The organism is Corynebacterium coyleae, from assembly GCF_030408635.1.
GTDB classification, from domain to species: Bacteria; Actinomycetota; Actinomycetes; order Mycobacteriales; family Mycobacteriaceae; genus Corynebacterium; species Corynebacterium coyleae.
Window position 1 is genome coordinate 2,368,031 of record NZ_CP047198.1, and the last position, 20,451, is coordinate 2,388,481.

At 61.7% G+C, this 20,451-nt stretch carries 19 protein-coding genes and 2 rRNA genes; 7 read left to right on the top strand and 14 right to left on the bottom strand.

The annotated features are described in order from the left end of the window. Positions 1-142 precede the first annotated feature (142 nt). Positions 143-1,066, bottom strand: a complete 924-nt coding sequence (locus CCOY_RS11380) for a DUF5926 family protein (RefSeq protein WP_070453414.1) — start codon at positions 1,064-1,066, stop codon at positions 143-145. Between the two features lie 43 nt (positions 1,067-1,109). After that, entirely contained in the window at positions 1,110-1,865 is a 756-nt protein-coding gene (locus tag CCOY_RS11385) for a glycerophosphodiester phosphodiesterase family protein (protein ID WP_070422651.1), read from the bottom strand. A gap of 64 nt (positions 1,866-1,929) precedes the next feature. On the opposite strand from CCOY_RS11385, the gene CCOY_RS11390 reads away from it, so the two are divergent. After that, positions 1,930-3,855, top strand: a complete 1,926-nt coding sequence (locus tag CCOY_RS11390; RefSeq protein WP_244268649.1) for an alpha/beta-hydrolase family protein — start codon at positions 1,930-1,932, stop codon at positions 3,853-3,855. Here CCOY_RS11390 and msrA read toward each other — a convergent pair. Next, on the bottom strand, positions 3,852-4,493 hold the full coding sequence (msrA, locus tag CCOY_RS11395) for a peptide-methionine (S)-S-oxide reductase MsrA (RefSeq protein WP_070453367.1): 642 nt from the start codon (positions 4,491-4,493) through the stop codon (positions 3,852-3,854). The genes CCOY_RS11390 and msrA overlap by 4 nt on opposite strands. A gap of 89 nt (positions 4,494-4,582) precedes the next feature. Between msrA and CCOY_RS11400 the strand changes: the two genes are divergently transcribed. Next, positions 4,583-5,185 (top strand): superoxide dismutase, encoded by a 603-nt coding sequence (locus CCOY_RS11400; RefSeq protein WP_070568946.1) that lies wholly within the window; start codon positions 4,583-4,585, stop codon positions 5,183-5,185. Positions 5,186-5,423: 238 nt separating this feature from the next. Then, on the top strand, positions 5,424-6,557 hold the full coding sequence (locus CCOY_RS11405; protein WP_092100911.1) for an MFS transporter: 1,134 nt from the start codon (positions 5,424-5,426) through the stop codon (positions 6,555-6,557). A gap of 6 nt (positions 6,558-6,563) precedes the next feature. On the opposite strand, the gene CCOY_RS11410 is transcribed toward CCOY_RS11405, so the two are convergent. Then, positions 6,564-8,078 carry a TM0106 family RecB-like putative nuclease gene (locus tag CCOY_RS11410; protein ID WP_244268650.1) on the bottom strand — a complete coding sequence of 505 codons (1,515 nt, stop codon included), beginning with the start codon at positions 8,076-8,078 and terminating at the stop codon, positions 6,564-6,566. Between the two features lie 91 nt (positions 8,079-8,169). Between CCOY_RS11410 and CCOY_RS11415 the strand changes: the two genes are divergently transcribed. Then, positions 8,170-8,805, top strand: coding sequence for a DUF6474 family protein (locus CCOY_RS11415; RefSeq protein WP_092100915.1), 636 nt, complete (start codon positions 8,170-8,172; stop codon positions 8,803-8,805). Here the strand turns inward: CCOY_RS11415 and CCOY_RS11420 are convergent, their stop codons facing one another. Both CCOY_RS11420 and CCOY_RS11425 read right to left on the bottom strand, forming a co-directional pair. Then, positions 8,806-9,444 (bottom strand): LuxR C-terminal-related transcriptional regulator, encoded by a 639-nt coding sequence (locus CCOY_RS11420; RefSeq protein WP_070819949.1) that lies wholly within the window; start codon positions 9,442-9,444, stop codon positions 8,806-8,808. It abuts the gene before it with no gap. 15 nt (positions 9,445-9,459) lie between these two features. Further along, entirely contained in the window at positions 9,460-10,680 is a 1,221-nt protein-coding gene (locus tag CCOY_RS11425) for a sensor histidine kinase (RefSeq protein WP_092102866.1), read from the bottom strand. Between CCOY_RS11425 and CCOY_RS11430 the strand changes: the two genes are divergently transcribed. Together CCOY_RS11430 and CCOY_RS12170 are read left to right on the top strand one after the other, a co-directional pair. Then, on the top strand, positions 10,679-11,230 hold the full coding sequence (locus tag CCOY_RS11430) for a DUF2020 domain-containing protein (protein WP_070829304.1): 552 nt from the start codon (positions 10,679-10,681) through the stop codon (positions 11,228-11,230). The genes CCOY_RS11425 and CCOY_RS11430 overlap by 2 nt on opposite strands. Continuing rightward, entirely contained in the window at positions 11,230-12,177 is a 948-nt protein-coding gene (locus CCOY_RS12170; protein ID WP_092100917.1) for a TIGR00730 family Rossman fold protein, read from the top strand. The genes CCOY_RS11430 and CCOY_RS12170 overlap by 1 nt, the downstream gene beginning before the upstream one ends. A 3-nt stretch (positions 12,178-12,180) precedes the next feature. Here CCOY_RS12170 and CCOY_RS11445 read toward each other — a convergent pair whose 3' ends face one another. From CCOY_RS11445 to CCOY_RS11470, 6 genes are all read right to left on the bottom strand, one after another. Continuing rightward, positions 12,181-12,333 carry a hypothetical protein gene (locus CCOY_RS11445; protein WP_092100918.1) on the bottom strand — a complete coding sequence of 51 codons (153 nt, stop codon included), beginning with the start codon at positions 12,331-12,333 and terminating at the stop codon, positions 12,181-12,183. A gap of 3 nt (positions 12,334-12,336) precedes the next feature. Beyond that, positions 12,337-13,116: a class E sortase gene (locus CCOY_RS11450; protein ID WP_092100920.1), complete on the bottom strand. Its 780-nt coding sequence runs from the start codon at positions 13,114-13,116 to the stop codon at positions 12,337-12,339. Between the two features lie 2 nt (positions 13,117-13,118). Further along, the gene (locus CCOY_RS11455) at positions 13,119-13,748 is read right to left on the bottom strand and encodes a TetR/AcrR family transcriptional regulator (protein ID WP_070422659.1); all 630 of its coding nucleotides are present in this window, start codon (positions 13,746-13,748) and stop codon (positions 13,119-13,121) included. A 115-nt stretch (positions 13,749-13,863) separates the two neighbouring features. Next, positions 13,864-14,133 (bottom strand): GlsB/YeaQ/YmgE family stress response membrane protein, encoded by a 270-nt coding sequence (locus CCOY_RS11460; RefSeq protein ID WP_070422660.1) that lies wholly within the window; start codon positions 14,131-14,133, stop codon positions 13,864-13,866. Positions 14,134-14,217: 84 nt separating this feature from the next. Then, positions 14,218-15,123, bottom strand: coding sequence for a universal stress protein (locus tag CCOY_RS11465; RefSeq protein ID WP_070422661.1), 906 nt, complete (start codon positions 15,121-15,123; stop codon positions 14,218-14,220). A 62-nt stretch (positions 15,124-15,185) separates the two neighbouring features. Then, a complete protein-coding gene (locus tag CCOY_RS11470) occupies positions 15,186-15,332 on the bottom strand; it encodes a hypothetical protein (RefSeq protein WP_167594476.1) in 147 nt (48 codons plus the stop codon). On the opposite strand from CCOY_RS11470, the gene CCOY_RS11475 reads away from it, so the two are divergent. Continuing rightward, positions 15,268-16,317 (top strand): pseudouridine synthase, encoded by a 1,050-nt coding sequence (locus CCOY_RS11475; RefSeq protein ID WP_092100922.1) that lies wholly within the window; start codon positions 15,268-15,270, stop codon positions 16,315-16,317. The two genes, CCOY_RS11470 and CCOY_RS11475, sit on opposite strands and share 65 nt — an antisense overlap. Before the next feature lie 623 nt (positions 16,318-16,940). Here the strand turns inward: CCOY_RS11475 and rrf are convergent. Together rrf and CCOY_RS11485 are read right to left on the bottom strand one after the other, a co-directional pair. Next, positions 16,941-17,058, bottom strand: a 5S ribosomal RNA gene (rrf, locus tag CCOY_RS11480). 133 nt (positions 17,059-17,191) lie between these two features. Further along, positions 17,192-20,269, bottom strand: a 23S ribosomal RNA gene (locus tag CCOY_RS11485). Positions 20,270-20,451 lie beyond the last annotated feature (182 nt).

Here is a 20,451-nt window from a genome sequence, read left to right on the forward strand (position 1 = left end):
AGAAACGCATAAAACTCGGAGTGTTACCAAAACGTTATAAAACCGGCCACCGGAACCCCCTTTCGAGCCCAACCCAGAAACAGGGCAGGTGAAAGGGAATCCCAATGGCCGGCAAAGGACCAATCAGCGAACTATTTGCCGCTTAGATGGTCACCTGACGGGACTTAATATTGTCCAGTTGTTTGCGCTCGTCTGCAGATAATGCAGCGTCGTTGGCGTACTCGGCGGTGATCTTCTTATCCAGTTCCGCCAGCGCCGCCTCGTAGGAGTCGGCCGCCACGGACGGGTCGAGGTCGAACACCGGAACAACCAGGCCGTGGGTGCGGAATGCGCCGGCGAACTTGGTGTCCTCGCCCAGGTTCAGCTCGCCACGTGCCGCGATGCGTGCCAGTGCGGACAGCATCTGCGCCTCGTTATCTTCGGTGCGCACCCAGCGGATGTGTGCCTTGCCGCCGCCCGGGTTAACCCACCAGATTGCGCCCGGCAGGTTCTCGCCGATCTTCTCAGACGGCAGGACGGCGTCGTTGGCCTGGCGCAGCGCCTGCTGGATCTGCGGCGGGACCGAAGCCCCCTCCGGGAACCACCAGGAGAAGTCCTGGTAGGTGGTGATGTCCAGGGTGGCGTCGTCGCTAAGAAGCTCCGACAGCTCCGGCTGCGAACCGTCGGCGACGGTGGACTGCAGCGTCTCGCCCGGCTTCGCATTCACTACCCAGTTCAGGGCGTACGCGAGGTCGCGGCCCGGGTTCTGGGAGTGGGAGGTGACCTGAAGCGCGACGAAACGCTCGCCGCCCTGGTCCTCCTCGCGCACGAGCGCGGCACCGGCGCCCGGCAGGACGGTCACGATGTTGACCGGGGTGCCCTTCACATCCACCGTGGTCACGGCAGAGGGGACGAACTCCTGCAGCGCTACCAGGTCGGCTTCTGCTGCCAGACCGCCGTACGGGCGGGGGTCCTTCTGGAACTTCTCGCGCTCAGCGGCGCGGGCTGCGAGTTTTGCCTCGCGGCGCGACATGCCCTCGGGCAGGTCTGCGCGGTTCTTCTTTTTCTTCGGTTTGCGTTGCACCATGCGCGCAATCGTACCGGCGCGCACGACACCGGCGGGCAACAAGCTAGTCAGACACAACAGCGGTGTGGTTGCCAAAGATTTCCAGGGCGAGATCGGGCAGGTCTGTTGCCATCACATCCACGCCTTTGTCGGCGCACCATTGCATGCCACGTGGTGTGTTTACGGTCCAGGTGTACGTCTTCAAACCGCGGTATCCCAGCAGCTCAGTGCGCAGTTGCAGGTGCTGCAGCGCAGGGCCCACACCGTAGGGGCGGGAGAACATGCGGTTCTTTTTGTTCCACTTCATCTCGCGCAGGCGGAACAGGTAGAAGGTTTCCAGTTCGGGCGCCATGTCGGTGAAGTAGCGCACCGCGCGGTGGGAGAAGGACGCGAGGTGGATGTTCGGGGAGTCGTCGAGACGCGCGTACCTGAGCATGCGGAAGGTCTGTTCGTCCACCTCAGGCCCGTGCGGGGTGGGGTGTTTGGTCTCTATGTAGATGTGTTTGTCGGGGTAGTCCTGCATGAGTTCGAGCAGTTCTTCCAGCAGCATGATCCGCTGCGGGTCCTCTTTGGTGCCGACGTTCAGTTCGCGCAGGTCGTTGTAGTCGTTGAAGTCGATGCGCCCACGCACGCCCGCGGTGCGGATCAGGGTGGGGTCGTGGAAGACGACAACTCGCCCGTCACGGGTGAGCCGTACATCGCATTCGATGCCGTGGATGGGAAGTTCGAGCGCCTTTTCAAACGCGCGCTGTGTGAGTTCTGGGTAGGATCCGGAAAATCCCCGGTGGGCGACGATTTTTGGTGCGGTGTTGTGGCTCACGGCCCACAGGCTACTCGCTCTTGCGCCCGCCCGCGAGCGTAAGAAGTTTGGGACAATAGCGAGCGTGCTTATCGACGACACCCGCAACGCCATCCGCAACATCAGCGCGAAACTGCCCAACGCAGTATGGCGTGCGCGCCAACGGTTCTCGTTCAGCCGCGACGGTTGGCTGGCGGTACCGATCGGCGCGGTGCAGGTGTTGGGGGACCTCTCCCCCGCGATCCGCCTGCTTGGCCCGCACCGCCTGCCGCCCGCGTTTCGCTCTGGTTTGGTCGGCGCGGAGGTGGCCACGTGGGGTGCGGTGTCTCCGTCGTTGCTGCCACACAACTGGTGGGCGACCGCGGCGAACGTGGCGGTACTCCAGGGCATCGGCCACGGGGTTGCGACGGGCCTTGCGCGCGCGTTCGGGCCGACGACCCCACCAACCGGGACTGGACGTTTGCCCCGCCCAGCGCGTGTTGCGATGACCGCGACCACGGTTGCGGTGTTCGCCACCTCGATCCGCCGGCGCATACGGCTGAAGCGCCTGGTGCAAAGCGACGACACGTTCCGGGCTTCTGACCTGGCGGGTGGCGTGATGCTGGGCACGCTCGGATACGGCACGGTGCTGCTGGTCGGCGATGCGATCCAGTCCTTCATCGATGCACTCAACGAGCTGCTGGGCAAGAAGTTGCCGCCGGTGGCGTCGTGGCCAATCGCCATCGTGGGCGGTGGTGTGCTGCTGGTGTTGGTAAGCGACCGGGTGGTGCTGCGTCGGTTCCTCTCCAATGCGAGCCGGCGCGCCTTCGAGTTGGACCGTGAGTACATGCGTGGCGCGGTGCAGCCGCATCGTCCGCAGCGTTCGGGTTCGCCGGAGTCTTCGGTGGATTGGAACCTCATGGGCCGCCAGGGTCGCGCGGTGGTCTCCGGTGGCCCGCGAAAGGAGGACATTGAACGTGTCCTCGGCCGGGAGGCGCACGAGCCGATCCGTGTCTTCGTCGGCCTGGATCTGGAGCGTGAGCAGGACGAGCCGGACTTTGAGCAGATGGCGCGCCTGGCCATTAAGGAGATGTACCGCACCGGCGCGTTTGAGCGCTCCCACATCGCGGTGATGTCGGCGGCCGGCACGGGCTGGATCAACGACTTCCACACGTCCGGGTTCGAGTTTGTCACCGGCGGCGATAGTGCGATCGTCGCTATGCAGTACTCGTATCTGCCCTCGGCGTATTCGTATCTTGCGGACCGCACGAACCCGGTGCGCTCCTCGCGCATGTTGATCGAGTACATCCTGCGCGAACTCGAGAACATCCCCGAATCCTCCCGCCCGAAACTCTTCGTCGGCGGCGAATCGCTCGGCGCCTACGGGGTTTCCGACGCATTCGAGTCCGTCGAGGAACTCTTCGCACTCACCTCCGGCGCCGTGTTCACCGGCACGCCCGGCTTCGCCCGCAACCACAGCGAGTTGACCAAGAAGCGCCAACAAGGTTCTCCGGAGCGCCTTCCGCTTATCGACGACGGCCTCCACGTCCGCTTCACCGCCCACCCCGACCACCTCATCCACGACTTCCAAGGCGACGCCTACGCGCAGAAGTGGGAGGCCCCGCGCGTCGTGTTCGCCCAACACGCCTCGGATCCGGTGGTGTGGTGGGACCACAGCCTGGCGTGGCGCCGGCCGGACTGGCTGAAGGAGCCGGGCTCGCGCGGGGTTCCGGCACCGAAAAAACAGCACTTGGACGCGCTGCACACCATGCGTTGGATGCCGCTGGTGACGTACTGGCAGATTGCCATCGACCAGTTGTCCTCCAAGGATTACCCGTCGCCCCACGGGCACAACTACCACGAGGAAACCGTGGCGTATTGGAACGGCGTCATCCACGGCGAGCGTTCAGACGAGGATTCAAACGCCGCGCTTTCCAAGGACGAGATCAAGCGCGTGGCCGCCTGGATCCACAACGACGCCACCAAACTGCGCCGCCCCGTCGGAGGGTTCCCCTCCAAGCACGGCTACTAAATGCCGCAGGCCACGCCGGTGGAGTGGTGCGGGCAGTAGCCGTTGGGCACCTTGTGCAGGTACTGCTGGTGCTCCTCCTCAGCGAGGTAGTACGGCGCGCCGGCGCGCACTTCGGTGGTGATGTCGCCGTAGCCAGCGCTGTTCAGGTCCGCCTCGTACTGGCGGATCCACTCACGGATCTGCTCGGCCTCTTCCTCGGTGTCGGTGTAGAAGGCGGAGCGGTACTGGGTGCCCACGTCGTTGCCTTGGCGGTAGCCCTGGGTTGGGTCATGCGCCTCGAGTGCAGTCTTAACGATCTCCTTCAGCGAGATCACCTCCGGGTCGTAGACCACCTCCACCAACTCCACGTGGTTGGTCTGGCCGGAGCAGACTTCGCGGTAGGTGGGGTTCGGGGTAATGCCGCCGCCGTAGCCGACCGAGGTCGATTCAACACCGTCGAGCTGCCAGAACATCTTCTCCGCACCCCAGAAGCAGCCAATCCCGATGAGGATGCGCTTCTGCCCCTCACGCCACGGGCCGGTAATCGGGGTGGTCAGCACGGCGTGCGGGCGGGGGTTGGCAAGGACGGGTTCGGGGCGGCCGGGGAGGGCCGTGGTGTCGTCGACAAGCTTTGGCTCAGGTGCGAAAAGAAATCCCATATCTGCTGTAACGAGTTTGGGCACAACACTGTTCCCAAATTTTCTCTACGATGGTTGCCGTACACGAAATCAAACGAAAGGAAACCATCATGGCTGTTTACGAGCTTCCTGATCTCCCGTACGCATACGACGCACTTGAGCCGCACATCTCCGCAGAGATTATGCAGCTGCACCATGACAAGCACCACGCTAACTACGTCAACGGCGCAAACACTGCACTCGAGGCTCTTGAGGCAGAGCGCAACGGCGACGCAAACGCCGACAAGATCCGCGCACTGACCAAGAACCTTGCGTTCAACCTCGGTGGCCACACGAACCACTCCATCTTCTGGAAGAACATGGCACCGAACGCTGGTGGCAACCCGACCGGCGCAATCGCCGAGGCTATCGACCGCGACTTCGGCTCCTTCGAGGGCTTTAAGAAGCAGTTCGCTGCCGTGGCTAACGGCCTGCAGGGCTCCGGCTGGGCAGTGCTTGGTTACGACCACATCGCTGGCCGTCTGATCATCCAGCAGATGACCGACCAGCAGGGCAACATCTCCGTGGACTTCACCCCGGTCCTGATGCTCGATATGTGGGAGCACGCTTTCTACCTGCAGTACAAGAACGTCAAGGCTGACTACGTCGAGGCTTGGTGGAACGTTGTCAACTGGGACGACGTCAACGAGCGCTACGCAAAGGCTTCTGCATAAACCTGCAGCGACCTAGCTAATACAAGCGCCCGCCACCTCCGAAAGGAGGTGGCGGGCGCTTGTTGTTTTCCCTGTGATACGTCGAGTCCGCATGAACTCAAGAAGCAGTCTAAGTTAGGGTCGCCTTAACTGCAAGTATTTTCGCAAAGTTTTTGTTGCGTAATTCCCCCGCGAGAAGTTTCGTAACATAGGCAGGGTGAGAAAAGGCAGTCCTGAATACCGCAAAGCAACGCTAGCGATGCTGGCGTTCGGCCTCGCCATCTTCAACACCCTCTACGCAACCCAGGCCCTGCTGCCCACGCTCACCACCGAGTTGGACATCACGCCCTCCACCGCCGCACTGACGGTCTCCGCCGCCACCGGCGCCCTTGCGCTGTGCGTGGTGCCGGCGTCGATCCTCTCGGAAAAGTACGGGCGCGGGCGCATCCTGGTCATCTCCGCACTGGCCGCCACCGGCATCGGCTTGTTGCTGCCCATCGCCCAAAACGCCGAACAACTCATCGCCATGCGTGCCTTCCAGGGCGCGATGATCGCCGGCACCCCGGCTGTGGCCATGACGTGGCTGTCCGAAGAACTCGACCACCGGGACCTACCCGGCGCGATGGGGCTCTACATCGCCGGCAACAGCATCGGTGGGCTCACCGGACGTCTCATCCCGGCAGGGCTTTTGGAGGTCACCACCTGGCGGTGGGCGCTACTCGGCAGCGGGCTCGTCGCTTTCCTCCTGGCGGTGGTTGCCGTGTGGCTGCTTCCGGAGCAGCGCAATTTCGTACCGAAGCTCTCCATCCGCCCAAGCGCGGAAATTCGCGCCATGGCCCGCCACCTGCGCAACCCCCGGCTGCTGGTGCTCTACACCACCGCGTTCGTAGCCATGGGCGTGTTCGTGTCCATGTACAACTTCTTCGGCTTTCGCGCGGTGCTCGACTTCGGCCTGCCCGCAGCCTTGTCCGGCCTGGTGTACGTGGTGTACCTGTCCGGCACGTGGTCAAGCGCCCGTGCCGGTGTGCTGCTGAAGCGCCATGGGCACGGGGTGGTGGTGCTGGCGTCGTCGATACTCATGCTCCTCGGCGCGCTTGCCGCAGCCAGCGGGTCGCTGTGGATCACGCTGCTTGGCCTATTGGTGTTCACCGCCAGCTTCTTCGCGCTGCACTCCACGGCATCCGGTTGGGTTGGGCTCATCGCCGAGCGCGACCGTGCGGAGGCCTCCAGTATGTACGTGTTCTGCTACTACATGGGCTCGTCGATCCTGGGTGCTGCCACCGGGCGTGCGTACGAGGCGTTGCCGTGGGCAGGCTTCGTCGGTGTGCTCGCCGGACTACTTGCTGCCCTCGTGGCCACGGGTGCGGCGCTGTGGAAGGCGGAGCCCCGCTAAACCCCGCTAAACCTGGCCCAATCGTGGCACGCCCGGCGCGCCGGCGTCGAGGAAGTCGCGCACGGCACGGGTGGCCAGGCAGTCGTCTTCGTTGTAGCGGATGAGCATGTCGCGCGCTTCGATATCGCCAAGCCTTCCCGCGCGACGCAGTGCCACAGAGCGTTCCCCATCCACGTCGTCATCCTCCCACGCGAAGCCGACCACAGGCCCGAGTACTTTCAGGCCGAGCCCATCCGTGCCGACGAGCGAACGTCGCACCAGGGCGAACACGTCGACCCAGTCCTCAGACGCGATGAACTCCGCAACCTCCGCCTCGTCCACCGAGGCAAACCTGCGTGCCGACGACCGCAGCCAATGGTTCTCCCCACCCGCCGCATAACAGTAAGCGCGGAAGGTCTGGCCAGCCTCGCGGGCGTCGCGGCGCCGCTGCATCAGCCACGACCAGAACGCGTTGAAGTTCGCCTCCTCGGCCGCACCACCAACGTCTTCCCAGGTGACAAACGCGCGGTACTGTTCACCGTCGTACGCACCCCACAGGTAGGCGCCCTGGTCGAGGTAGGCCTCCATGTCGATGTCGATCTCCACGTCGGCGCGCGGCACCGGCGCCAACTTCTCCCGCCGCAGCACGGGGATACCGGCGCGCCAGGCGCGGGCGATGGCTGCGGGTTCGGCGGGGCCGTCGTCGATAAGCGACTGCACCGTGGTGATCCCCTCCTCGCGCCACACGTCCCCGCGGCCGCCCGGCAGGAGCAGCGAAATGTCGTCAAGTTCCTCCAGGCGCGGCTTGCACAGCGGCCAAAACCGGCAGGATGCGCACTGTTTCATCCGCTTCGGCTCGTCCGGGATCTCCACCGCAAGCGCCTCACGCAACTGCGGGACGTAGCGGGCGGGGTCGACAACGTACACGCGCGCCCGATCCTGCCCGACCGCACCGCCGCGACCATCCGCGAGCGTGCCCAACAGCACATGCGCCATGGCCAGCCGGTAACCATCAACCGTGTGGTGGCGGCCCTTCGCCTTCACCGTCATCGCCCGGCCCAGCCCAAGCCGGCCGGTGGGCACCATCAACATCTCGTTCGTCGGATGCTCGCGCGCCACCCGGTGGTTCGAGATAATCACCGGCGCGTACCCGCGTTCGGTGCGCACCAGCACGTCGACCTCCGCAAGGGTGGGCACCCCGTCAACCTCCCCCTCGAGCGCCGCGTTGGTGATCAGGTGTGCGCGACGCTTCAGCGCCAATCGCGTCTCGACGATCCGCGCATCCACCCCCGCACCCGGATCGATATCAATGCGCGTAAAGGCCTTTCCGCGGCCATCCCCAACCGCACGCCTCACCGGCAACGCATCGAACACAGCAGCACGACCCGCATCAATCTGCGGTTGGCGCAGCAGCGCATCCGGCAACTCAGGCGTATCCGGGTGCGCGCGTCGCTGACGCAGCCGGTAGCGGCACCCGACAAGATCGGACGCCCGCACCGGCTGCGCTGGTTGGGCAGTCCCGCCCACGGTGGGAGGTTTCACAATGCCTGCCACGATACCCGGGCAGCGTTGCCGGACCGACAGGTACAGTTGTTTGGAGTTAACGCAAACGAAAACGCAAGGAGTACCGACCATGGGTGTCCTGGGCATCATCCGCAAAGCACGCCGCAACGTCAAGGCCGAAATCAAGGCCGCTGAGGTGCACGCACGCCAACTGGCCAAGGATCAGGCGAAGGCCGACAAGCGCACCGCCGAACTGCTGGACAAGGCAGAAAAGCGTCTGCTGAAGGAAGAGAAGAAGGGCCTGAAGCGCAAGCGCAAGCACGAAAAGGACCTGGCTAAGGCTCACCTGAAGCGCATCGAGGAAGCCGGCATTACCAAGAAGAAGGCCAAGCAGTGGACCGGCGCCGCCCGCGTCCTCATCCCCATCGCGCTGCCGCTGATCTACAAGGCGCTGACCTCCCTGCAGCAGAACCAGGTGAACGCCAACGCAGCAGGCCTCGGCCTGTCCGCAGGTGATCTGGCGCGCCACTCCGGCCGCGGCGCCGAGCTCAAGGCCCGCATCGAGGCGATCCGCGCAAGCGTGTCCGGCTCCGGCGAGTTGACCGAGAGCTTCAAGCGTGACGCGAGCGTGCGTCTCGACGAGCTCGAGCAGGCCGTCCGCAACGCCGAACACGCCAACCCGGAGCAGCGCCGTCTGGCTCACAACTCCATCGACGAGGACCTCAACGTCCTCGCCGGCGATGTCCAGGAGCGCCTCTCCCGCTAGTTAGAGCACACCCTGCTCGCGCGCCGACGCCACGGCCGAGGTGCGCGAGCGCACACCCAACTTGTCGTAAATGTGGACAAGGTGGGACTTCACGGTGGCCTCAGACAGCATGAGTTCGTGGCCGATCTCGCGGTTCGACGAACCAGCAGCCACCAGTTGCAGCACCTCCAACTCGCGCGGTGTGAGCGAGGAACGTGGCGTACGCTCGCGCGTTTCCAAACGGTCGCGCACCACCGGCGACATGGTGGCATCACCGCGGGCGGTCGAGCGCACCGCCGCGACCAACTCCTCCGGCGGGGCGTCCTTCAGCAGGTAGCCCACTGCGCCGGCCTCGATTGCGCCGAGGATGTCCGCATCCGTGTCGTAGTTGGTCACCACCAGCACCTTCGGCGGGTTGGTCATTCGGGAACGGATCTCCGCCGTCGCCTGCGCACCCGTGGTCACACGCTGGCCTTCCGCACCGGCGCCGAAGCGCAGGTCCATCAACACCACGTCAATGCCGCCGGCTTGCGCTGCGGCGATCGCGCCTTCCGCGGTGGCAACTTCTGCCACGACCTCGATGTCGTCCGCTTCTTCGAGCACGGCACGCAGGCCGAGGCGAACGATCTCGTGGTCGTCTGCCAGCAGGACTCTAATCACCGGGGACCTCCTCGTTTACGTCTTTTGGTTGATATTAACCGGCACGGCGACAGAAAGGGCCGTAGGCCCGCCCGGCGCGGACTCAATGTCCAACTTCCCACCCAGTTCTGCCGCACGTGAACGCATCGCGTCCAGCCCCAAATGCCCCAACCCGCTGGGTTTGAGTTCCTGAGCATCCACGTCGAAGCCGCGCCCGTTGTCCACCACGTCCAGGCGCACCTCGTCCGGCGCGTAGGTCAGCGTGATGCGGGTACGGGTGGCCTCGGCATGGTTGACCACGTTGGATACCGCGCCTTGGGCGATGCGCAGCAAGCCAGCCTCCACGCGCATGGGCAGCTGGATGGCCTCGCCGTCTTTCTCCACCTCGATGTCCAACTCGCCCGCCGTGGCAAAATCACCCGCGACTCGCTCGAGCGCTTCACGTAACGACGACTCCGTCAACGGCGCCGGCGCCAACGCCGCAATCATCGCGCGCGTTTCTGCCAGGTTGTTCGACGCCGCCCGGCGCGCCGTTTCCATTTTGCGCAGCGGCTGCGTCGCATCCACGCCAAGCCCCTGGATGTCGCGCTCGGCGGAGTGCAGCAGCATCTGGATCGAGGACAGGTTCTGCGCCACCGTGTCGTGAATCTCGTGTGCGAGGCGCTCGCGTTCCTGTGCCACACCGGCGGCGCGCTCAGTTTCGGCGAGACGGTCGCGGGTGGTCAGGAGTTCGTCGATAAGCTGCTGGCGTTCTTGGCTGACCTTATTGATGGTGAAAAACGCCCAATCAATCGCCATCACCACCACCGCCGACAGCGCCGGCCCCATCACCCCGCCGAGCGTGAGCCCCGCCGGGATCTGCACCGCGATACTAATTGCCAGCCCCACCGCCACCCAGGCGTAGCCGAGCCAGCCGCGCATCGCCCGCAGGTAGACGAAGAACAGCACGAACACCCAGTACACCGCTACCGGCGACACCGTCGTATCCGCCACCCACAGCGCTGTCGCGCTAAACGCCCACACGATGCGGCCCCACCTGCCCCACCGGTACATCTCCACCATGCCGTAGAACAGCAGGAACGCGAACCCGGCGGTGAGCAAAATGTGCAGCAGCGCCTCGTTCAGAGGCATCCGCGCCAGCGCGCCCAGCGACACCACCATCAGGCACACAGCCAAAATGGTGATGCCGGAATCAAGCGCGCTGTTTTCGGTACGTTTTCCGGGGTGCTGCTCCAGCAGCACTAATCTGGAGCTCATGCGTTCGAGATTACCCATCGTGCTGCTCGTGCTCGCCCTCGCCGGTTGCGGGGAGCAATCGCTTAACGACGACACCCCCACCCCCGAACCCGCTCCCACCCCCGATTCCGGCCTGCCGGTCGAAGCGCTGCCGGACACCTCGCGCGACGGGTGGCAGGAATGCCCCTACCTGGACACCGAGTGGGTAGCGCGCACCAACGGCCAGCGCGTCACCGGGGTGGGCACCGACACCCGCTTCGACACCCCAGCCTGCCAGTTCTGGTCCTACCCCGAAGAACCCCAACTGACCGTGATCGTGCGCCACATGGACTCCCCCGAACAGGCCATGGCGGTGGTGGACTGGGCCACCCCAGTGGACCTCACCCAACCCGCCGACCACCCCGCAGGCTGGGACGGTGGCCGCCATGGCGGCGGAGACGTCCCCAACCGCATCGGCGCCGCATACTCCGTGGCCAAAGGCAACGTGGCCGTGACGGTGTTTACCAACCAAGACGAGTCGGTCAAAGCCGAAGCGGTAGCCACCGAAGCAATCACTAACCTAGGGCTGTAATGAACACCATCAACGTCGCCGCCATCGTATTCACCGACAACGCCGGGCGCGTCCTGTGCGTGCGCAAACACTCCAGCCCGCGCTTCCAACTCCCCGGAGGCAAGCCGGAAGGCGGCGAGACCCGCCTGCAAACCGCAATGCGCGAAACCCGCGAAGAAATCGGCATCGACGTCGACCCCGAACACTTGAGCTACCTGGGCACGTTTACCGCCGAGGCCTCCAACGAGCCCGGCCACAGCGTGACCTCCACTGTGTTCCTCCACCCCGGCCTGCCCGCCGATCCGGCCCCCGCCGCCGAGATCGCCGAAGCCACCTGGATCGACCCCACCGACCACGCCGACTTCGAAATCGCGCCCCTGCTGCGCACCCAAATCTTTCCCGCGCTAACCCCCGCGAACATCAACGCCATCGCCGTGTTCGCCGGCGCCCGCGAGGGCACCGACCCTAACAACGCCATCCTGGCCCACGAGCTCGGCAAAGCACTCTCCCGCCACGACATCACTCTGGTCTACGGCGGATCCAAGCTCGGGTTGATGGGTGAGGTGGCGAGGGGGTCGTCGAAAAGCATTGGTGTCCTCACACACCACCTCGCGCAATACGAGATCCAGTACGACGGGCTCGAACGCCTCGAAATGGTGGACACCCTCGCCGAACGCAAAGCGCGCATGAGCGAACTTTCCGACGCCATCGTGGCCCTGCCCGGCGGCGCCGGCACCCTCGACGAACTTTTCGACGAATGGACCAACCAACAACTCGGCCTCCACCGCAAACCCATCGGGCTGCTCGGCCGCGACTTCTGGGCCCCCTTCATCGCCATGGTGGACCACATGGTCGCCCACGGCTTTGTGCGCGCCACCGACCGAGCACACCTCATCGTCGCCGACGACCCCGACGAACTCATCGCAGCACTGCGCGCCTGGCACCCACCGGTACCGCGCTGGCTCTAAGGGCTACACCGCGACGTCGTTATACGGCATCTGCGCCGACACCCATGGGTAAATAACCTCCATGAGCAGGAGGAATAACAACACCACAATGATGGCGGTGAGCAGCCACTTCACCACCGGCGGGCCCGGTAGTTTGCGCCACAACGCTGCATACATGGGCTAATCCACCTCCGTCATCGCCGGCGGGAGCGCACCCGCCTGGTCCTTCGGCGTCACTTCCGTGCGCACCGCGTGAATGATCATGCGCTCCGCGTTAGAGAACTGTGGGTGACACGTGGTCAATGTAATCAAGCCCTCCATGCCGGGCTCCACCTTCGTGGACTTCGACCCAGGCATCGGGTTGACCACCTCAATGTTGCCCGGCAGCGTGATCTCCCGGCCAAGCACGTGCTGGTAATCGCCCGACGCGATGCGCTCATTCATCTGCTCCGGCAAGCATCCGGCGCCCTCCGCGTGACGAGCCGCCGGATCCGGCGACAACGGCATCACCCGATACGTCACCCACTCCTTCTGCGTCTCCACAACGATCGCGTCACAGGCCTTCAGCGCGCCAAGATCATTAAACGGCGCACCCTTGCCCACACGGTGACCAGCGACCGCAAAGTTGCCATCTTGGCCCGGGTACTGCGTATCCGGGTAGTGCCCCGGACCCGTGAGCAACTGCGCCTCCTGCACGCCCTCGACGATGGCGAACTGGTAGTCCTGCCCAAACGCCGGGATATACATCTTCGCAAGCGCGTCCCCCAACTCGGCGTGCTTTGCCTGACGAGGGTTCACCCACTGCTCCTCAAGCCTCGTCTGCACATCGTCCTGCATCTTCGCCGACGCCAAATTGGTCCAATAGGACTCATAAAACGCGAACAGCAACAGCAACACACCAACCGTCAGCAGGACCTCGCCAATCACCTGCGAGACACTGACACGATTCTTCCCAGCCATAACTAAATGGAGTAATCCGGTGGCGGCGCGCCCAACTTGGACTTGGCCAGAGCCTTAGCAGTGTGCAAGGGGGCACTGTCACGCAAAATGCGCGCACCAGCAAGCCCACCCTCCAAAAAGATCAGCAGCTCATCCGTCAACGAGGACGAATCGTAGCCATTCTTCTCATTGAGCAACTCCGTGATCGTGGAATGCATCCACAGGCGATGATTCCTGCAGGTCTCCACAATCCGCTCCTCGGATTCCGTCTCCGGGCGCGGGTACTCGGCCGCAGCGTTGAGGAACGGCGAGCCACGGAACTCCTTCTGGGGCTCCTCCTCGATCGCCATATCGAACAAAGCGAGGATCTTCGAATCCGCATCCGGCGCCTTCGCCGCACGCTCACCCCAACGTGAACGGTACTGCTCGTCGAGCTCCTCCAGGTACGCAACAACCAAGTTGTCCTTCGACCCCAGCAGCGAGTACAACGACGCCTTCGCCACATCCGCCTCACGCAAAATGCGGTCAATGCCGATGACGCGGATGCCTTCTTCTGTAAACAGCTTCGTCGCGGCATCCAGCAGACGCTGCCGAGGACTCGGACGATCGCGGCGGCGCGCAGGCGCCTTCTTCTTACTCGTGGCGGCGGCCAATAGGAACTCCTTTCGCGCGCCTAAAACAGGACCATCTCAATATAGACAAAACGGTTCGTCTATTCCAGCGAAAAGCCCCCGGAGCAGCTCACTCCGGGGGCTCAAAGCAGATTGCTTATCGACGACTACCTGTCACCTTATTCACAATCCACAGCAGAATCACCGCACCGATCAGGCAGGTCAGGAAACTAAAGAAGCGTCCCCCGCCTTCCACATCAAAGCCGAGCAGGCCAAGCAGCCAGCCGCCGATGAAACCACCGATAACACCGACCAGAATGTTCAGGCCGATGCCCATCTGTGCGTCACGGTTCTGCATCTTGGATGCGATCCAGCCAGCAAGGCCGCCGATAATAATCCAGCCGATAAAACCAAGTGTTGGAGTCATGTTGAAATCCGTCCTTATAAATAGATTTTGTCAGTTACCCCTACCATTGTCCCTCGTTTTTCGGACTTTTGGGTAACGAATCTATTACTCCTCCGGACGGACCACCATCATCGGGCACGGCGCCGACTGCAGCAGCGCACGCGAAGTGGACCCAAGCAGCATGCCCTTGAAGCCGCCGCGACCGTGCGAACCGGTCACCAGCAACTGGGCGTTCTCTGCCGCGTTGGTCAGTGCGCGCACCGGACGGTCACGTGCAATAACCTTCTTCACCTGGACATCCGGGTACTTCTCGATCAGTTCGGCCAACAACTCGTCGAGAAGCTGCTGCTTATCCTGCTTCACAGCTTCCCAGTGATCCTCAGCCACCGCGTACCCAGCACCAGGGCCCTGGATGTGCGTATCCACCCAAGTGTGCACCGCAACCAGCTCCGCACCACGCGCCGCCGCCTCCTCGAAGGCAACTTCTGTTGCGCGCTGCGAAACCTCAGAGCCATCCACACCGACCACAACCGGACCGTACTTGTTCTCCTCGGTCACCGCGCTATCCTCGCGCACCACCACAACCGGGCAGTTCGCGTGCGACACCACAGCACCAGAAACGGAGCCCAGCACCATGCCAGACAGGCCACCCAGACCACGGGAGCCCATCACGATCATCGTGGACTCATTCGACATACGCAGCAGCATGTCAATCGGAGAACCCTCAGCCACCGCGTGGCCAATGTGCAGGTCCGGCGCCACTTCAAGTGCGATATCGCGGGCACGATCCACGGACTGCATCGTCTCGCGCTGGAGTTCGTCGAAAATCTCCGCCGGCGGAACCATGCCCTCCGCGTACAGGAACTGCGGCATGGTGTAGCTCGCAGCCAAACGCAGCGGAATACCACGCTTCATCGCCGTATTCGCCGCCCAACGCACCGCATTATCTGAAGCGGGGCTGCCATCGACAGCAACAACGACGATGTCTTCGCGGGTCTCTTCCTGGGTCATTATCTCAGCCTTTCTGAGCTAGACAGCTGGTTATACCCACATTCTAGTCGCGCAAGCGTAAGTTAGCGGGGAATCTCCACCGGGGTTGCTGCCGGCGCATTCGCCGGATACAGCAAGTTGTAAATCAGGGTCAACGCGTCCGCGATCGCCTTACCAATGCCCTGCGAAAAGAAGCCCATCAACGGCTCAACCAATGCTCCTAAATCCATGCGGGCTAATCTACTACACACTATGGCGAGAAAGAAGGGTCCACCAGCAATGCCGCTGCCACCCCGCGGCGGCCTCGGCGCATCCCGCGCCCGCGTCCCCGAAGGCGACGGCATCCGCGCCATCGACTTCATCTGGCACCTCGTCTCCACTCAGCGCCACCGCCACCCCGAAGACAACTTTTCCGCAGTACAACAGCGTTTCGACGACTCCCTCGTCGTTCACCGCGACACCACCCCAATCTCTCCCGAGGACTGGCTCGAACCCGGCACCGACGTCTTCTTCTACCGACGTCCCGCCCCCGAAACCCCCGTCCCCTACGACATCGTTCCAGTCTTCGAAGACGACAACATCCTCGTCGTGGACAAGCCACCATTCCTGGCGACGATGCCGCGTGCCTCCCACATCACCGAAACCGCCACCGTGCGTCTCCGTCGCGCCACCGGGAACGAAGAACTCACCCCCGCTCACAGATTGGACCGCGGCACCTCTGGTTTGTTGCTGTTGACCAAACGCCGCGAAGTCCGTGGCGCCTACCAGGAACTTTTTGCCCGCCGGGAGGTGGACAAGATGTACGAGGCGATCGCACCGTATGTTGCACTGTCCGTACCTGCAGACTGGTCCCACCACCTGGTCAAGGTTGCTGGCGAAGCCGCTGGTTCTGTACTCGTGGGTGAGGAGCCGAACTCCCACACCGAGGTAGCTTCCGTTACTCGGCTGCCTGCCGAGCAGGAGCAGGAGTTGCAGTCGCTCTATGGCGTTACCGCTCCTTTGGGACGCTACGTTCTCCACCCAACAACCGGCCGCACCCACCAACTGCGGCTGCAAATGATGACCGAAGCCGCCCCCATCCTTGGCGACACCATCTACCCCACATTGCTCCCCGCCGACGCCGAGGACTTCTCCCGCCCTATGCGGCTGCGGTGCATCGGTTTAGGGTTTGTGGATCCATTAACCGGCGAAGATCGCTCCTTCGCGCTGAATTAGAGGCGGGAAGGCCTGACAGCTCCTTCGTTGGGCAGTCCGGCTGTCACAATCTGTCGGGACCATTTCTGAACTTACCGGAACCCCGAATGCAAAACTGCACATCACACCTTTCGCCAACCTGGGCGGAGTGTAAAACCCTGCAGCCGACGAGGCACCATTTTGCATCGATAGCTGTTCGCGCCAGACATGAAGTATCTACGGGCGGGTGGAAACCGCTTGGCTCCGCATTGCGGACTAGTGGGGGTGTACCCATTAACTATGCAGCGGCATAGTCATGCCCGATCCCCTCCTTACTCTGCATTGCGGACAAGTGGGTGGACACCAACTATACAGTGGCATAGTGAGCCTCGTTCCGATTCTCACTTCGCGTTGCGGACAAGTTGGTGGACACCAACGATTCTGTTGCCTCAGCCAGGTCACGGGCGGTTGGGAACCCAGCCGTTGACTATGCAGTGGCATAGTGACGCCGGTTTTGTCGTTGATTCCGCATTGCAGACATTCCGACTCCGCATTGCGGACAAGTTGGTGGTCACCAACGAAATGTAGAGGGATGGGAATGTGAAAAACACCCGTAGATGAAACTGGGTGGTTTCGTCTACGGGTGTTTGTGTGTGAAGTTGTTGGGTCGGCGGTAACCTACTCTCCCACTCCCTCCCGGGAGCAGTACCATCGGCGCGGGCGGGCTTAGCTTCCGGGTTCGGAATGGGACCGGGCGTTTCCCCGCCGCTATCAACCACCGACACATCTTGGGGGTTGATGTGATCGTGATGATCAGTATTGAGATGTCATTGTGACAATGGGTGTGTTGTGTCAGTGACTGCATAGTGGACGCGAACAGTGTTTCGTTTTGTGTTTGGTTTGTTGAAAAACCGGGTGTTGGTTTGTTTGGTGTATTAGTACCGGTCGCCTCCACACATTGCTGTGCTTCCAGTTCCGGCCTATCAACCCAGTCGTCTTCTGGGAACCTCAAATGAAACCTCATCTTAAAACAGGCTTCCCGCTTAGATGCTTTCAGCGGTTATCCCTTCCGTACGTAGCCAACCAGCTGTGCTCCTGGCGGAACAACTGGCACACCAGAGGTACGTCCGTCCCGGTCCTCTCGTACTAGGGACAGCCTTCTTCAAGTTTCAACGCGCGCGGCGGATAGAGACCGAACTGTCTCACGACGTTCTGAACCCAGCTCGCGTGCCGCTTTAATGGGCGAACAGCCCAACCCTTGGGACCTACTCCAGCCCCAGGATGCGACGAGCCGACATCGAGGTGCCAAACCATCCCGTCGATATGGACTCTTGGGGAAGATCAGCCTGTTATCCCCGGGGTACCTTTTATCCGTTGAGCGACACCACATCCACAAGTAGGTGCCGGATCACTAGTCCCGACTTTCGTCCCTGCTCGACTTGTAAGTCTCGCAGTCAAGCTCCCTTGTGCACTTACACTCTAAACACCTGATTGCCAACCAGGCTGAGGGAACCTTTGGGCGCCTCCGTTACATTTTGGGAGGCAACCGCCCCAGTTAAACTACCCACCAGGCACTGTCCCCAACCCAGATCATGGGCCAAGGTTAGATATCCACTACGGTCAGAGTGGTATTTCAACAACGACTCCACAACCACTGGCGTGGCCGCTTCAACGTCTCCCACCTATCCTACACAAACCGCACCGAATGCCAATACCAAGCTATAGTGAAGGTCCCGGGGTCTTTTCGTCCTGCCGCGCGTAACGAGCATCTTTACTCGTAGTGCAATTTCACCGGGTCTGTGGTTGAGACAGCAGGGGAGTCGTTACGCCATTCGTGCAGGTCGGAACTTACCCGACAAGGAATTTCGCTACCTTAGGATGGTTATAGTTACCACCGCCGTTTACTGGGGCTTAAATTCTCCGCTTCGGACTAAATGTCCTAACAGGTCCTCTTAACCTTCCAGCACCGGGCAGGCGTCAGTCCGTATACATCAACTTCATCGTCTTCGCACGGACCTGTGTTTTTGATAAACAGTCGCTCCCCTCTATTCTCTGCGACCCACGCCAGCAACCACGATCGTATGATCGGGCACCAGTTTGGGTCCCCCTTCTCCCGAAGTTACGGGGGTAATTTGCCGAGTTCCTTAACCACAGTTCTCCCGACCGCCTGAGTATTCTCTACTTGACTACCTGTGTCGGTTTCGGGTACGGGCCGTATACACACATCGCTAGAGGCTTTTCTCGGCAGTAGAGGATCACCAACATCACCCAATACGGGCTACGCATCACGCCTCACACTATTGACAGCCGCATTTGACATGCTGTCGTGCCACACGCTTGCACCGCAATCCAATAAGCGGCTTGGCTACCTTGCTGCGTCACCCCATCACTGACCTACAACGGATCAGGCCCCACGCATCACCACCAACCACACATCAAAGATGTGCATGTCGGCGGCTTTGGGTGGTTAGTATCACCGCTTCGATACTGGGCGCGTATATACGGGTACGGGAATATCAACCCGTTGACCATCGACTACGCCTGTCGGCCTCGCCTTAGGACCCGACTCACCCTGGGAAGACGAACTTGACCCAGGAACCCTTAGTCATTCGGCGGATACGATTCTCACGTATCATTCGTTACTCATGCCTGCATTCTCACTCGCGTGCAGTCCACCGCTTCTTCCGATACGGCTTCACCCCACACACGACGCTCCCCTACCCATAGTAAAAACTATGCCGCGGCTTCGGCGGTGTGCTTGAGCCCCACTGAATTGTCGGCGCAGAACCACTCGACCAGTGAGCTATTACGCACTCTTTCAAGGATGGCTGCTTCTAAGCCAACCTCCTGGCTGTCTTCGCGATCCCACATCCTTTTCCACTTAGCACACCCTTAGGGGCCTTAACCGGCGATCTGGGTTGTTTCCCTCTCGACTATGAAGCTTATCCCCCACAGTCTCACTGCAATGCTCAAACTTCACCGGCATTCGGAGTTTGGCTGACGTCACTAAGATGATAGTCCCGCTCGGCCATCCAGTAGCTCTACCTCCGGTAAGCACACATCACGCTGCACCTAAATGCATTTCGGGGAGAACCAGCTATCACGGAGTTTGATTGGCCTTTCACCCCTACCCACAGCTCATCCCCTCAGTTTTCAACCTAAGTGGGTTCGCGCCTCCACAACCTCTTACAGCTGCTTCACACTGGCCATGGGTAGATCACCCCGCTTCGGGTCCAGGACATGCCACTTGACACCCTCTTAGGATTCGCTTTCGCTACGACTACCCCACATAACGGGTTAACCTCGCGACATGCCGCTGACTCGCAGGCTCATTCTTCAAAAGGCACGCCATCACACACAAACGGTGCTCTGACGGATTGTAAGCGCATGGTTTCAGGAACTCTTTCACTCCCCTCCCGGGGTACTTTTCACCATTCCCTCACGGTACTATTCACTATCGGTCACACTGGGTATTTAGGCTTACCGGGTGGTCCCGGCAGATTCACAGCAGATTTCACGAGCCCGCTGCTACTCGGGGAAAACATGATCAGACAACATATGCAACGCCTTCACGTACGGGGCTAATCACCCGCTCCGGCACGCCATCCCAGACGTTTCCGCTAACGCACACACACCATCTTGCGGTCAGGTAGCCCGCAACGATCACACCCCACAACACCGCACACGCAACCCCTACCCAGGTATCACACGCACACGGTTTAGCCTCATCCGCTATCGCTCGCCACTACACACGGAATCACAAATTGTTTTCTTCTCCTGTGGGTACTGAGATGTTTCACTTCCCCACGTCACCTCCACACAGGCTATGCATTCACCTGCAGGTAACACCACACAACTGGTGTTGGGTTTCCCCATTCGGACATCCTCGGATCAACGCACTGTTGGCAACTCCCCGAGGCTTAACGCAGCCTCACACGTCCTTCATCGGCCCAGCATGCCAAGGCATCCACCATACGCCCGTAACACAAAACAACAATTACGGTCGCTACAAAAACTGCAGACAACTCAACAAACAAAAATTACACAAAAAGAACAAGATGCTCGCGTCCACTATACAGTTCTCACACAACACACACCCCACGAAGACCAACCACCACAACAGATGATCAACCACCATGGAATGCCACAACAAGGAACACACAATGTTGCCCCAGA

What these genes read in the sequence shown, in the direction of transcription:
- CCOY_RS11380 (WP_070453414.1), bottom strand. Translation starts at nt 1,066, where the DNA reads ATGGTGCAACGCAAACCGAAGAAAAAGAAGAACCGCGCAGACCTGCCC.
- msrA (WP_070453367.1), bottom strand. Translation starts at nt 4,493, where the DNA reads ATGGGATTTCTTTTCGCACCTGAGCCAAAGCTTGTCGACGACACCACG.
- CCOY_RS11400 (WP_070568946.1), top strand. Translation starts at nt 4,583, where the DNA reads ATGGCTGTTTACGAGCTTCCTGATCTCCCGTACGCATACGACGCACTT.
- CCOY_RS11405 (WP_092100911.1), top strand. Translation starts at nt 5,424, where the DNA reads ATGCTGGCGTTCGGCCTCGCCATCTTCAACACCCTCTACGCAACCCAG.
- CCOY_RS11415 (WP_092100915.1), top strand. Translation starts at nt 8,170, where the DNA reads ATGGGTGTCCTGGGCATCATCCGCAAAGCACGCCGCAACGTCAAGGCC.
- CCOY_RS11430 (WP_070829304.1), top strand. Translation starts at nt 10,679, where the DNA reads ATGCGTTCGAGATTACCCATCGTGCTGCTCGTGCTCGCCCTCGCCGGT.
- CCOY_RS11425 (WP_092102866.1), bottom strand. Translation starts at nt 10,680, where the DNA reads ATGAGCTCCAGATTAGTGCTGCTGGAGCAGCACCCCGGAAAACGTACC.
- CCOY_RS12170 (WP_092100917.1), top strand. Translation starts at nt 11,230, where the DNA reads ATGAACACCATCAACGTCGCCGCCATCGTATTCACCGACAACGCCGGG.
- CCOY_RS11445 (WP_092100918.1), bottom strand. Translation starts at nt 12,333, where the DNA reads ATGTATGCAGCGTTGTGGCGCAAACTACCGGGCCCGCCGGTGGTGAAG.
- CCOY_RS11450 (WP_092100920.1), bottom strand. Translation starts at nt 13,116, where the DNA reads ATGGCTGGGAAGAATCGTGTCAGTGTCTCGCAGGTGATTGGCGAGGTC.
- CCOY_RS11460 (WP_070422660.1), bottom strand. Translation starts at nt 14,133, where the DNA reads ATGACTCCAACACTTGGTTTTATCGGCTGGATTATTATCGGCGGCCTT.
- CCOY_RS11465 (WP_070422661.1), bottom strand. Translation starts at nt 15,123, where the DNA reads ATGACCCAGGAAGAGACCCGCGAAGACATCGTCGTTGTTGCTGTCGAT.
- CCOY_RS11470 (WP_167594476.1), bottom strand. Translation starts at nt 15,332, where the DNA reads ATGGATTTAGGAGCATTGGTTGAGCCGTTGATGGGCTTCTTTTCGCAG.